At 69.1% G+C, this 12,395-nt stretch carries 11 protein-coding genes; 3 read left to right on the forward strand and 8 right to left on the reverse strand.

Annotation, left to right across the window (positions count from 1 at the left end; genetic code table 11):
* Positions 1 to 11: 11 nt before the first annotated feature.
* The gene (locus ABIC66_RS22010) at positions 12 to 1,544 is read right to left on the reverse strand and encodes an acyl-CoA carboxylase subunit beta (RefSeq protein ID WP_354073147.1); all 1,533 of its coding nucleotides are present in this window, start codon (positions 1,542 to 1,544) and stop codon (positions 12 to 14) included.
* A 128-nt stretch (positions 1,545 to 1,672) separates the two neighbouring features.
* Positions 1,673 to 2,395, reverse strand: coding sequence for an ATP12 family chaperone protein (locus ABIC66_RS22015; RefSeq protein ID WP_354073149.1), 723 nt, complete (start codon positions 2,393 to 2,395; stop codon positions 1,673 to 1,675).
* 54 nt (positions 2,396 to 2,449) lie between these two features.
* Between ABIC66_RS22015 and ABIC66_RS22020 the strand changes: the two genes are divergently transcribed.
* Complete coding sequence (locus ABIC66_RS22020) at positions 2,450 to 3,901, forward strand: DUF1800 domain-containing protein (RefSeq protein ID WP_354073151.1); 1,452 nt, start codon at positions 2,450 to 2,452, stop codon at positions 3,899 to 3,901.
* The gene (locus ABIC66_RS22025) at positions 3,898 to 5,172 is read left to right on the forward strand and encodes a DUF1501 domain-containing protein (protein WP_354073153.1); all 1,275 of its coding nucleotides are present in this window, start codon (positions 3,898 to 3,900) and stop codon (positions 5,170 to 5,172) included. The genes ABIC66_RS22020 and ABIC66_RS22025 overlap by 4 nt, the downstream gene beginning before the upstream one ends.
* 126 nt (positions 5,173 to 5,298) lie before the next feature.
* Here ABIC66_RS22025 and ABIC66_RS22030 read toward each other — a convergent pair whose 3' ends face one another.
* Together ABIC66_RS22030 and crcB are read right to left on the reverse strand one after the other, a co-directional pair.
* Entirely contained in the window at positions 5,299 to 6,294 is a 996-nt protein-coding gene (locus ABIC66_RS22030; protein WP_354073154.1) for an RluA family pseudouridine synthase, read from the reverse strand.
* Positions 6,291 to 6,674, reverse strand: coding sequence for a fluoride efflux transporter CrcB (gene crcB / locus ABIC66_RS22035; protein WP_354073156.1), 384 nt, complete (start codon positions 6,672 to 6,674; stop codon positions 6,291 to 6,293). The genes ABIC66_RS22030 and crcB overlap by 4 nt, the downstream gene beginning before the upstream one ends.
* Before the next feature lie 163 nt (positions 6,675 to 6,837).
* On the opposite strand from crcB, the gene ABIC66_RS22040 reads away from it, so the two are divergent.
* On the forward strand, positions 6,838 to 8,067 hold the full coding sequence (locus ABIC66_RS22040; protein WP_354073158.1) for a hypothetical protein: 1,230 nt from the start codon (positions 6,838 to 6,840) through the stop codon (positions 8,065 to 8,067).
* A gap of 199 nt (positions 8,068 to 8,266) precedes the next feature.
* Here the strand turns inward: ABIC66_RS22040 and ABIC66_RS22045 are convergent, their stop codons facing one another.
* From ABIC66_RS22045 to ABIC66_RS22060, 4 genes are read right to left on the reverse strand one after another with little or no spacing between them, the layout of a single operon-like run.
* Positions 8,267 to 8,776: a CC0125/CC1285 family lipoprotein gene (locus tag ABIC66_RS22045; RefSeq protein WP_354073159.1), complete on the reverse strand. Its 510-nt coding sequence runs from the start codon at positions 8,774 to 8,776 to the stop codon at positions 8,267 to 8,269.
* A gap of 11 nt (positions 8,777 to 8,787) precedes the next feature.
* The gene (locus ABIC66_RS22050) at positions 8,788 to 9,618 is read right to left on the reverse strand and encodes an RluA family pseudouridine synthase (protein WP_354073161.1); all 831 of its coding nucleotides are present in this window, start codon (positions 9,616 to 9,618) and stop codon (positions 8,788 to 8,790) included.
* The gene (locus ABIC66_RS22055; RefSeq protein WP_354073163.1) at positions 9,615 to 10,916 is read right to left on the reverse strand and encodes a replication-associated recombination protein A; all 1,302 of its coding nucleotides are present in this window, start codon (positions 10,914 to 10,916) and stop codon (positions 9,615 to 9,617) included. Before ABIC66_RS22055 ends, ABIC66_RS22050 begins: the two co-directional genes overlap by 4 nt.
* Before the next feature lie 47 nt (positions 10,917 to 10,963).
* Entirely contained in the window at positions 10,964 to 12,382 is a 1,419-nt protein-coding gene (locus tag ABIC66_RS22060) for a Do family serine endopeptidase (protein WP_354073165.1), read from the reverse strand.
* Positions 12,383 to 12,395: the final 13 nt, after the last annotated feature.

The following is a 12,395-nucleotide window of genomic DNA, read 5'->3' on the forward strand; positions in this document are numbered from 1 at the left end:
GCCTCCGCTTCCTACAGCGGGATGTTATCGTGCTTCTTCCAAGGATTGGAGAGTTCCTTGCCCTTCAGGCTCTTCAAGCCCCGGACGATTCGCCGGCGCGTGCCATGCGGCATGATCACGTCGTCGATATAGCCGCGCGACGCCGCCACGAACGGGTTGGCGAAGGCGTTCTTGTACTCGGCCTCGCGGGCGGCCAAGGCCTGCGGGTCCTTGGCCTCCTGGCGGAAGATGATCTCGACCGCCCCCTTGGCCCCCATCACCGCGATTTCGGCGGTCGGCCAGGCGTAGTTCAGGTCGCCGCGCAGGTGCTTGGAGCTCATCACGTCATAGGCCCCGCCATAGGCCTTGCGGGTGATGACCGTGATCTTCGGCACCGTGGCCTCGGCATAGGCGAACAAGAGCTTGGCGCCGTGCTTGATCAGGCCGCCGTACTCCTGCTTGGTCCCCGGCATGAAGCCCGGGACGTCGACCAGGGTGATGATCGGGATGTTGAAGGCGTCGCAGAAGCGCACGAAGCGCGCCGCCTTGCGGCTGGAGTCGATGTCCAGCACCCCGGCCAGCACCTGCGGCTGGTTGGCGACGATGCCGACGCTCTCGCCGTCCATCCGGGCGAAGCCGCAGACGATGTTCTTGGCCCACTCGCTGGAGATCTCGAAGAAGTCGGCCTCGTCGACGATCTTCAGGATCAGCTCCTTCATGTCGTACGGCTTGGTGGCGTCCGACGGGATCAGCGTGTCGAGGCTGGCCTCGTCGCGATAAGGCTCGTCGAAGCTCTCGCGCTCGGGCGCGGGTTCGCGGTTGGACGAGGGCAGGAAGTCGACCAGACGGCGCACCTGGGTCAGGGCTTCGAGGTCGTTCTCGAACGCGCCCTCGGCGACCCCCGACTTGGCCGCGTGGACCCGGGCCCCGCCCAGCTCCTCGGCGGTGACCACCTCGTTGGTGACGGTCTTCACGACGTCGGGGCCGGTCACGAACATGTAGCTCGTGTCCTTCACCATGAAGATGAAGTCGGTCATGGCCGGCGAATAGACGTCACCGCCGGCGCAAGGGCCCATGATCACGCTGATCTGCGGCACGACGCCCGAGGCCATGACGTTTTCGAGGAAGATGTCGGCGTAGCCAGCCAGGCTGTCGACCCCCTCCTGGATGCGCGCCCCGCCCGCGTCGAACAGGCCGATGATCGGCGCGCCGACCTTCATGGCCTGGCGCTGGACCTTGACGATCTTGGCCGCGTGGGCGCCCGACAGGCTGCCGCCGAACACCGTGAAGTCCTTGGAGAACACGTAGACGACCTTGCCGTTGATCGTGCCCCAGCCGGTGACGACGCCGTCGCCGGGAATCTTCTGGTCCTGCATGCCGAAGTCGGCGCTGCGGTGCTCGACGAACATGTCGAACTCTTCGAACGAACCCTCGTCCAGCAGCAGGTCGATGCGCTCGCGGGCGGTCAGCTTGCCCTTGGCGTGCTGGGCCGCGACCCGCTTTTCGCCGCCGCCGGCCTTGGCTTGCTCGCGACGACGGTCGAGTTCCTCGAGAATGTGCTGCACGCGCGTACTCCCCTGCCCGGATCTTCTTCTGGCGGCTGTCCCACCTTATGAACCCAGCCCTAGCGAGGCCAGAGGCGTCAGGCAAGGCGGACCTTGCGGCAGCGCAGCATGAGCCTTCGGCGGAGCGTTCAGCGCAGCGCCGCGAACCAGCGGTCGATCATCATGGCCTCGACCGCCAGGGCCTCGGCGCGGGCGTCGGCCTCGGCGTCCTGACCCCACTGCTCGGCCTGGAACATCTCCTCCAGGCGCGATAGGTCCAGCGCCCGCTGGCCGGTCAGGCGGCCGGCCCGCACGGCCAGGGCCAGCACGGTCGAGCCGAACAGGCCCGCGGCGAAGGCCACCCCCGCCAGGGTGAAGTCGTCCAGGGTCAAGGCCAAGGCCTCGACCGCAGCCAGGGTCACGGGCGGCTGCGGCTGGTGGATGATCCCGCTCACCGGCGTGAAGACGAAGCCGTACTCGGCCTTGGCCCAGTCGAGGATCGCGCCCCACTCGCGATCCTGGCGCTCGACCAGCGGCGTCGGGTGCTCGGCGCGGTAGCAGAGGTGGTCGGACGCGGCGTAGGCGGTGACCTCCTGGGCTACCTCGGCGCGGGTCTCGGCGATGCGGTCGATGGCGGTGAAGGCCAGGCGCGAGGCCGGCATCAGGCTGTTGTCGATGTACTCGACCTGCGCGTCCCATTCGGCGGCGACGGCGTCCGCCAAGGCCTTGGTGGGCAAGATCAACGGCTTCTTGGCCGGCGACTTGGGCGTGCGGCCGTCCAGTTGCACGGCGAACCCGCCCTCCACCGGGGCCGCGGCGGCGACCTTGTAGAAGCGCTTGGGCTTCAGCAGCAGTTCGGACTTGTCGGACACGGGCGGGCTCGTTTTCGGGTCGCCCGCGACGGAATGACGGGCGGCAGGCGTTGAATGGGCAATGTCGCGAGTTCGCGCAAGGGAGAGCGCCACTTGAGCTTACCGTCCAAGGACATGATGGCCGCCATCGCCGTCACCCGCTTCGGTCTCGGGGCTCGCCCGGGCGAGATCGAGGCCGCCAAGGCCGATCCGCAAGGCTTCCTGACCGCCCAGATCCGCCGTGAGGGGGCCGACATCCCGCAGGATGGCGGCGAAACCTCCGCCGTCCGCTTCGAACAGATGCGCGCCTATCAGCAACAGCGAAAGATGGAGCGCCAGAAGAAGGACGGCGAGGTCGACGCCAACACCCCCTCCGAAAAGGCTAGGGCCTTCGTGGACGCTCAGCGCGAGCTTCGCGATAAGGTCGGCGCCGACTTCCTGGCCCGCGCCCGCTTGGCGACCAACACACCGGCGGCTTTCCGCGAGCGCTGGGCCTTGTTCTGGGCCAACCACTTCACGGTGTCGGCCACCAAGCAGCTCACCTCGGTGTTGATCGGCCCGTTCGAGCGCGAGGCGATCCGGCCCTATGTGTTCGGAAGCTTCGAGAACCTGCTGGTCGCCTCGTCCACCCACCCGGCCATGCTGACCTATCTGGACCAGGCCCAGTCTATCGGCCCCAACAGCCGCGCCGCGACCTATGTCGGACGCCGCCAGGGCGGCAAGGCCGGCCTCAACGAGAACCTGGCCCGCGAGATCCTGGAGCTGCACACGGTCGGCGTCGACGCCGGCTACACTCAGGCCGACGTCACCGAGTTCGCCCGCGCGCTGACCGGCTTTTCGCTGGGCCGCGACAACGAGGACCGCGCCGGCCAGTTCATCTTCCGCGAGCCGGCGCACGAGCCGGGCGCGCGCACGATCATGGGCCGTCACTATGGCGACCAGGGCATGAAGCAGGGCCTGTCGGTTCTGAAGGACCTGGCCGCCGATCCGCGCACCGCCCGCCACGTCTGCGGCAAGATCGCCCGCCACTTCGTCTCCGACACGCCGCCGCCCTCTCTGACCGAGCGGCTGGAGAAGCGTTGGATGGCCTCCGGCGGCGACCTGGCGGCCGTGGCCAAGACTCTGGTCGAGAGCCCCGAGGCCTGGGATCCGACCCCGGCCAAGTTCAAGACGCCCTACGAATACACCCTGTCGACCTGGCGGCTGATCGGCGCCGAGCCGTCGGCGATCGAGCGCCTGGCGCCGATCCTGACCGGCCTGGGTCAGAAGCCCTTCTCGGCCCCCTCCCCCAAGGGCTGGGCCGAGGACGCCCAGACCTGGGCCGCGCCCGACGCCCTGATCAAGCGGATGCAGTGGGCGCAGGGCTTCGCCGCCGCGGTCGCCGACCGCACCGATCCCAACGCGCTGGCCGTCTCGGCCTTGGGCGATCGCCTGACCCCACCCGTCGCCAAGGCCGTCTCGCGGGCCGAGACCCGCCGCGAAGCCTTCGCCCTCCTCGTGATGAGCCCGGAGTTTCAACGCCGATGACCATCCAGATGAACCGCCGCTCGCTGCTGGGCCTTGGCGCCAGCCTCGGCATCACCGTCAATTTCATGGGGTCGCAGGCCTTCGCCGCCACCGAGGGTGATCTGGCCAGGAAGAAGCTAGTCGTCGTCATCTGCCGGGGCGGCATGGACGGCCTGTCGGTGTCGCCGCCGGTCGGCGATCCCGACTATGCCGGCCTGCGCGGCTCGATCGCCTTGCAGCGCGACCAGGTCCGCATGCTGGACGACACCTTCGGTCTGCATCCTGAGCTCGGCGCCGTCCACAAGCTGGCCATGAAGGGCGAGGCCCGCATCGCCCCGGCCATCGCCAGCCCCGACCGCGCCCGCTCGCACTTCGAGGCCCAGGACGTGCTGGAGACGGGCGCGGCCCACGTCTATGGCACGGAGACTGGCTGGCTGAACCGCACGCTGGAAGCCCTGGCCCCCGTTCGCAAGGTCGAGGGCCTGTCGGTCGGGACCACCGCCCCGCTGATCCTGCGCGGCAAGGTCCAGGCGGCCAGCTGGTCGCCCGGCAAGGGCGTCGACGAGACCGCCCGCCTGCCGACCCTGCTGCAGGATCTCTACAAGACCGACCCGCTGCTGGGCCCGGCCTTCGCGCGCGGTCTGGAGACCGAGACCATGGCCCAGCAGGCCATGACCGCCATGGCCCCGACTCCAGCGATGAACGTCGCCGCCGCCTCGACGCCGGCGATGGCTCAGCCCGCGACTATGTCCCCAACAATGGCGAATGACCGCCAGAACCGCGCCGGCGCCGAGGCCGCCCGCAAGCTCGGCTCGACCCTGGGCGGCTTCATGATCCAGACCGGCGGCCCGCAGATCGCGGCGATCTCGCTGGACGGTTTCGACACCCACGCCGGCCAGACCGGCCAGATCGCCACCCGCCTGTCCTATCTGGACGCGGTGCTGGACGGCCTGCATACGGGCCTGGGGCCGGAGTGGAAGAACACCGTGGTCATCGCCGTCACCGAGTTCGGCCGCACCGCCCGCGTCAACGGCACCGGCGGCACCGACCACGGCACGGCGTCCACGGGCCTGATCCTGGGCGGCGCCCTGAAGCGCGGCGGCATCGTTGGCGACTGGCCGGGCCTGGCTCAAAACGCCCTGTTCGAGAACCGCGACACCGCCCCGACCCTCGACATGCGCGGCCTGTTCAAGGGCGTGCTGGCCGAGCACATGGGCGTTGACCGCGCGGCGCTGGAAAGCAAGGTCTTCCCGGACAGCGCGGGGGCCAAGCCAGTGGTGGGGTTGGTATAGCGCCGAAAAGCAGTGTCATCCCGGCCGCAGCGAAGCGGAGAGCCGGGACCGCAACAAGCGCCGCGCTTCCGGCGGTCCCGGATCGGCGCGCTGCGCGCTTGTCCGGGATGACAGCTTGTTACGAACCTACCGCCGCTTGGTCTGACGCCGCGCGAACGGCTCGGCGTCGGCCTCGTCTTCCGAGAAGCCGAACTTGCGGAAGCCTTCCTTCATCTCGGGGCTCAGCGGGGCCTCGATGTGCAGCATGCCGGCCGACGGGTGCGGCAGCAGGATCGAGCGAGCGTGCAGCTGCAGCTTCAGGCCTTCCGACAGCGGGGCCGACTTCTCGTCGCCGTACTTGGGATCGCCCAGGATCGGGTGGCCCATGGCCTTCATGTGGGCGCGTAGCTGGTGGGTGCGGCCGGTGTGCGGGCGCAGGGCCATCCAGGTGACGCGCGGGCCGGCGCGGCTGATGGTGACGAATTCGGTCTCGGCCGGCTGGGCGTCCGGGTCCTTGGGCTGAGCGGGCACCACGATCTCGCGATCTCCAACCCCGCGCTTGGCCAGGTGCAGCTCCATCACGCCCTCGGTCGGGTGCGGGTTGCCGGCCACGATCGCCCAATAGGTCTTCTGGGCCTTGCGCTTGGCGAAGGCGCCCGACAGCCGCGCGGCGGCGGCCGGGGTCTTGCCCAACAGCAGCACACCCGAGGTGTCGCGGTCCAGGCGGTGGACCAATCGTGGACGATCGACGCCCTCGCCCCAGGCGCTGAGCAGCTTGTCGACGTGCTTGGTGGTCTTGGTGCCGCCCTGCACGGCCAGGCCGGCGGGCTTGTTCAGGGCCAGGACTTCCTCGTCCTCATACAGCACCAGCGACTTGGCGTAGGCGATGTCGCGCGGCGACAGCTTGTTCTTGTCGGTCGGATCGGGCGCGTCGGGCAGCGGCGGCACCCGGATCTGGCTGCCGGCCGCCAGCTTGGTGTCGGCTTTGGCGCGCGAGCCATCGACCCGCACCTGGCCCGAGCGGAACAGCTTGTTCAGCTGGATGTGGTTCAGGTGCGGCCAACGACGCTTGAACCAGCGGTCGAGGCGAACCCCGTCCTCGCCAGCGTCGACGTACAGCGTGCGGACTTCCTTGGTGCTCATGCGAAAACCTTGCGGGCGACCAGAAGGCCCGCGAACAGGGCCGCCACGGACAGAAGCACGCTGGCGGCGGAATAGGAGAATGCTGGCAGGTAGTCGCGCTTCTGGATCATCAGCGCGGTCTCCAGCGAGAACGACGAAAAGGTGGTGAAACCACCCAGGGCGCCGACGCCCAGCAGCACGCGCCACTGTTCGCTGGACGCGCTGCCGCGATGGGCCAGCCACGAAGCCAGGCAGCCCATCAGGAAGCCGCCGACGATATTGACGGTGAAAGTGCCGTAGGGCCAGCCGGGCCCCATGACCCGCATGGCCGCCACGCCGACTAGGTAGCGGGCGGTCGAGCCGACGGCTCCGCCCGCGGCTACCAGAAGCAGCTTGTTCATGAACGCCTTATGCGCCGACCGCGCGCCAACGCCAAGCGGCCACCGGAGTTCCCTTATTTTTCCCCGGTTTCTTTCACGGTAAACGCGGTTGTAAACCTTGTTTCCCAACCAGCGGTTAAGCGCGTGCGCCGCACTCTGCGAGCACATCAACAGCGCCAGACCCATGCCCTTCGACACCCAAACATCAGACGCGACCGAACGCGTGGCCCTTCCGGCCCCGGTGCTTCAGCGCCTGACGGGTAACGACCTGGTGGCGCGCGGCTCGGTCAACGTCATCAGCATCAAGGCCATCCGCGCGTGGGCCGGCGAATGGTGGAGCCAGAAGCGCGGCGACATCTGGACCTATGTCGAGCTGAAGCTGAACGAGCACCTGGACCGTCAGGACATGCGCGCGCGCATCTCGGACAGCGAATTCCTGATCGCCATGAACAACGATCAAGGCCTGGCCGCTCAAGCGACCAGCGTCCGGATCCTCGAGGACGTGCTGACCCACCTGTTGGGCGCGGCCTCGCCGATGGACCTCGGGATCCGCGCGGTGATCGGCGTCGAAAGCGGTCAGGCGGTCTGCAAGAAGATCGACCCGGCCGTGGTCCTGGCTGCTCGCGCCCGCCGCGACTCCGCCCGCTCGCCGGTGCGGATCGAGGTAGACCCCAGCGACGAGGCCCGCCGCACCCCGGTGGCCTTCACCACCGCCGGCGGCGCGGCCCTGCGCGTCGACTTCACGCTCGAGCACGTCGTCAGCCTGCGCCGCAACGTGACCACCGCCGTCCGCATCGAGCCGATGGTCACCCACCTAGCCAGTGGTCGCCAGGCCTCGGCCCGCGCCCTGACCAAGCTGTCGGACCGCGACGTCGCCTTCATCGACGAGTCGACCCTGAAATACGCGGCGGTGTTCGCTCGCTCGGCCCAAGGCCCGAACACGCCCGAACTGATCCTGCCGGCCTCGTTCCGCACCCTGGGCACCCAGCGCGGCCGCGACCTGCTAACTGGTACGGCCGGATTGTCGCTGGGCCTGCTACGCGGCGGCGTCATGATCGAGCTGGTCGACGTCACCCGCGGCACGCCCGCCGGTCGCCTACTGGAGGTCGTGGGCCTGTTGCGCGCCCTCACCCGCGGCGTCATCGCCCGCGTGCCGCCGGACAAGGAAGCTCTGCGCGTGCTGCGCGACGCGCGTCTGGCTGGTCTGGCGCTGGACGCCTCGGACCTGTCCGGCGAAGCCGCCAAGATCGCCATGGAAATGATGGCCTTCGGTCGCGACGCGCGCGGCTTGGCGCCGATGACCATCCTGCAGGGCCTGCCGCAGGAAGGCTATTTCGCCGCCGCGGAAACCGCTGGCCTGAGCCACGCCTCGCTGCGGGCGAACTACCCGCTGGCCAAGCAGGCGGCGGCTTAGATCCTGCGCGAGTTGGAGACTTTGTCTCCGAGCCACCCAACACTGCCTTCCTAGGCATAGGACCCAGCGTTCAACCTTCGCTGAGCAAGCAAGTGCGCGCGGCGATCGCCACACCCACCTTCCAAATCATAGCCAGCGGACGGATGAGTCCTAGGCACAGCGCCTAGGAAGCCAAAGGATAGTGGTTGGCGTAGCGAACCTACGTCCGCTGCCGCCCATATCCCACGTTCTTCACGACATCCTTGGCGTCGTAGGCGTCGCGGTCGCGCGGCGTCGGCCCCTTGCCGAACACGACCTCGATCGAGCGCGCATAGGCGGGTCCCGGTCCAAGATTGAAGCTGGTCCCCAGACCCAGGCCGACGCTGGAATGACGGCCAAAGCTGGCCGAACCGCCGCCGACGGACATGCGGGGCCCGCGATCGTAGCCGCTGGCCGTGGTCGAGCGGTCGGCGATCCGGAACCAATCATAACCGTCGCGCAGCGCCAGTTCGGCGGCCCGCAGCAGGGCGTAGTCGGCCACCTGGGCCTCGGGCGCGCCTGGCCCGCCCTGGAAGGTGACGCGATAGCGGCCAGCCTCCAGACGATATTCGGAATAGCCCACGTCGTTGGGCGCGCCGGCCTGGGCGCGATAGATGGTCGGGGTGGTGGCGCAGGCGGCCAGAAGCAGGCCCGACAGGGCGGCGGCGACAAGCGGTTTGGCGATCTTCATGGCGTGCCTCTTCAGACCTGATCAACGGCCTCGGCGCCGGGCTGTTCCGGAACCGGCCCTTCTGGAACCGGCAGATCCAAGGCCTTGAGCATCGTCCTAAAATCGGACGGAAGCGGGGCCATGATCTTGCGCTCGCCGCCCAGCGGATGCGGGAAGGTCAGCCTGGCGGCGTGCAGCATCAGGCGCGGCACGGCCACGCCGCCCAGCATCAGCGCGCCGCCATAGCGGCTGTCGCCGGCCAAGGGTCTTCCGATAGACGCCATGTGGACCCGCAGCTGGTGCATGCGGCCGGTGTCCGGCGACAGCTCGACCAGAGCGGCCACGCCGTTGCTGGCCAAGGTGCGATACCGGCTGCGGGCGGTCTCGGCGTCCGGATGATCGGGCTCGCAGACCCGCATATAGGCCTCGCGGCCGATCGATTCGCGCCGCAGCGGACTGTCGATCATGCCGCCCTTCGGCTCCGGCGCGCCGGGCGCGACGATGGCCAGGTAACTCTTGCGGAACCGCTTGGCCATCAGGGCCTCGCCCAGGAAGGCCGCTCCGGGCTTGGTCTTGGCGGTCAGGATGACGCCCGAGGTGTCGCGGTCCAGCCGGTGGATCAGCCGAGGCCTGGCCTTGCCCGGCTTGGCGAACGCCCACAGCAAGTCATCCAGCGTATGGGCCTTGATCCGGCCGCCCTGGCTGGACAGGCCCGCCGGCTTGTCCAGCACGATGATGGTCTCGTCCTCGTACAGCACCCACGACCGCGCCGCCGCGATCTCCTCGGGCGTCAGGGTAATCGGACATTCGACGGCCTTGGGCTTGGCGACGCCAGGGGGACGACGGAATTTCGGACTGCTCATTTGCCGTCCTTACGCACCTTGCCCCAAGCTTCCAAGCGCTCGCGCACCTTGGCCTCGGCGCCGACGGGCTTGGGCTCGTAGAATCGCCGCCGCTCCATGCCGTCTGGGAAGTAGTTCTGACCCGAGACGCCGCCCTCGACATCGTGGTCGTAGGCGTAGCCGTCGCCATAGCCCAACGACTTCATCAGCTTGGTCGGGGCGTTGAGGATGTGGGCCGGCGGCATCAGACTGCCGGTCTCCTTGGCCGCCCGCCGGGCGGCCTTATAGGCGTTGTAGACGGCGTTGGACTTGGGCGCGCTGGCCATGTGGACCACGGCCTGGGCCAAGGCCAGTTCGCCCTCGGGCGAGCCGAGAAAGTCGTAGGCGTCCTTGGCCGCCGTGGTCAGCAGCAGCGAGAGCGGATCGGCGGCGCCGATGTCCTCGGACGCCATGCGCACCAGGCGGCGGGCGATGAACAGCGGGTCCTCGCCGCCCTCCAGCATCCGCGCCAGCCAGTACAGCGCCGCGTCCGGATCGCTGCCGCGCACCGATTTGTGCAGGGCCGAGATCAGGTTGTAGTGCTCCTCGCGGTCCTTGTCGTAGGCCGGGCGGCGCTTCTGCAGGAACTGGCCCAACTGGGTCGGGTTCAGCGGGCTGTCGGTCCCGATCGAGAACAGCGTCTCGGCCAGGGTCAGCAGATAGCGGCCGTCGCCGTCGGCCATGGCCACCAGGGTCGAGCGCGCCTCGGCGTCGATCGGCAGCGGCCGGTTCTCGGCGGCCTCGGCGCGTTGCAGCAGTTGCTCCAGCGACTCCTCGGTCAGGCGCTTGAGCACGAAGACCTGGCAGCGCGACAGCAGAGCGCCGTTCAGCTCGAACGACGGGTTCTCGGTGGTCGCTCCGACCAGGGTGACGATCCCCTCCTCCACGAACGGCAGGAAGCCGTCCTGCTGGGCGCGGTTGAAGCGGTGGATCTCGTCGACGAACAGCAGGGTCGACTGGCCGGCCTGACGGCGCATGCGGGCCTGTTCGAACGCCTTCTTCAGGTCGGCGACACCCGAGAACACGGCCGAAATCTGGTGGAACTCGTAGCCGCCGGCCTTGGCTAGCAGGCGGGCGATGGTGGTCTTGCCCGTGCCGGGCGGCCCCCACAGGATCATCGAGGCCAGGCGATGGGCGGCCGCCATCCGGCCGATAGGGCCTTCGGGGCCTAGTAGATGCTGCTGGCCCACCACCTCGTCGAGGCTCTGGGGCCGTAGGCGGTCGGCCAGCGGCGACGGCGCGTGGGGCGTCAGGCCGGCGGCCTGGAAGAGATCGGACATGGTCCTCTATCTAGCAGGCCGCCGGCCCCAAGTCCTCGGAATCGATCCTAGAACTGCGCCTGGATCAGCTGGCCGCCGCGCTCGATGGTGACGATCCAGCGGGCCGGCTTGGTCGCCGCGGCGGCCGCCAGGTCGGCGACCGTGCCGATCTGTTTGCCGTTGACCGCGCGGACGAAGTCGCCCGGGCGCATCCAGTTCTGGGCGTAGCCGGGGGCGATCTTGGTCACCAGCGCGCCGCGCCCGGCGAACGGGTCGACGCCCAGGTCCTGGGCCACCGCCGGCGACAGGTTGACCACCGTCGCGCCATTGAACGGGTTGTTGCCGGCGATCGTGCGCTCGTCACGGGCCGGGGTCTGGGGCGCGGCCTCGGCGCGGACGGTGATCGTCTGCTCGCGGTCGCCGCGCTGGATCTGCATCGGCACGCGGTCGCCGACCTTGTGCGTGCCGATCGCGAAGGCGCCGCCGCCCTCGTCGTTCACCGCCCGGCCGTCGATCGACAGGATGACGTCACCTTCCTTCAGCCCGGCGCGGGCCGCCGAGGAGTCGGGATAGACCTGGGCGACCAGCACACCGCGCGGCGCGGTCATGCCCAGGCTCTTAGCGATGTCGCCGGTGACCGGCTGGCCTTTGACGCCCAGCCAGGGTCGCACGACGCTGTGACCGCCGCCGAGGGCCGCGGCGACGACCTGGCGGACCACCGCGGCGGGAATGGCGAAACCCACCCCGCTCGAGGATCCCGAGCGCGAGATGATGAAGGTGTTGATGCCGACCAGGTCGCCGTCCATGTCGACCAGCGGCCCGCCGGAATTGCCCGGATTGATCGCCGCGTCGGTCTGGATGTAGCTGCCGAAGTCGGCCGCGCCGACATCGGTGCGGGCCAGGGCCGAGACGATGCCGTTGGTCACGGTCTGGCCGACGCCGAACGGGTTGCCCATCGCCAGGACGAGGTCGCCGACCTCCATCTGATCCTGGTCGTCGATGGCCATGACGGGCAGCTTCTCGCCCTTGGTGTCGATCTTCAGCACCGCCAGGTCGGCGCGCGGGTCGTCCAGCAGCACCACGGCCGGAAACTCGCGGCGGTCGGCCAGCTGAACGGTGATGTCGCTCATCCCGTCGATATTGTGGTGGTTGGTGATGATCACCCCATCGGCGCGGACTATCGCGCCCGAGCCCAGCGATCCCTGCACCTGCGCGCCGCCGCCGCCGCCGCCCATGAAGAAGTCCCAGAACGGATCGACCCGGCGCGGCACGACCCGGCGGCTGGCGACGTTGACGACGGCCGGGGCGGCCCTCTTTACCACCGGAGCGAACGACAGCTTCATCGAGGCCGCGTCGGCGGGAACGTGGCGGCTCGGCTGCGGCATGTCGGGGATCGACTGAGCCTGGGATTGGCCGGTCGGGTTCGAGCACGCGGCCAACAGGACGACGACGGGCAGCAGGGCGCGAAGGTGGCGCATGGCGGTCAAGGAAGCTCCTAAC

It is taken from the genome of Caulobacter sp. 1776, assembly GCF_040545685.1.
Classification (GTDB): domain Bacteria; phylum Pseudomonadota; class Alphaproteobacteria; order Caulobacterales; family Caulobacteraceae; genus Caulobacter.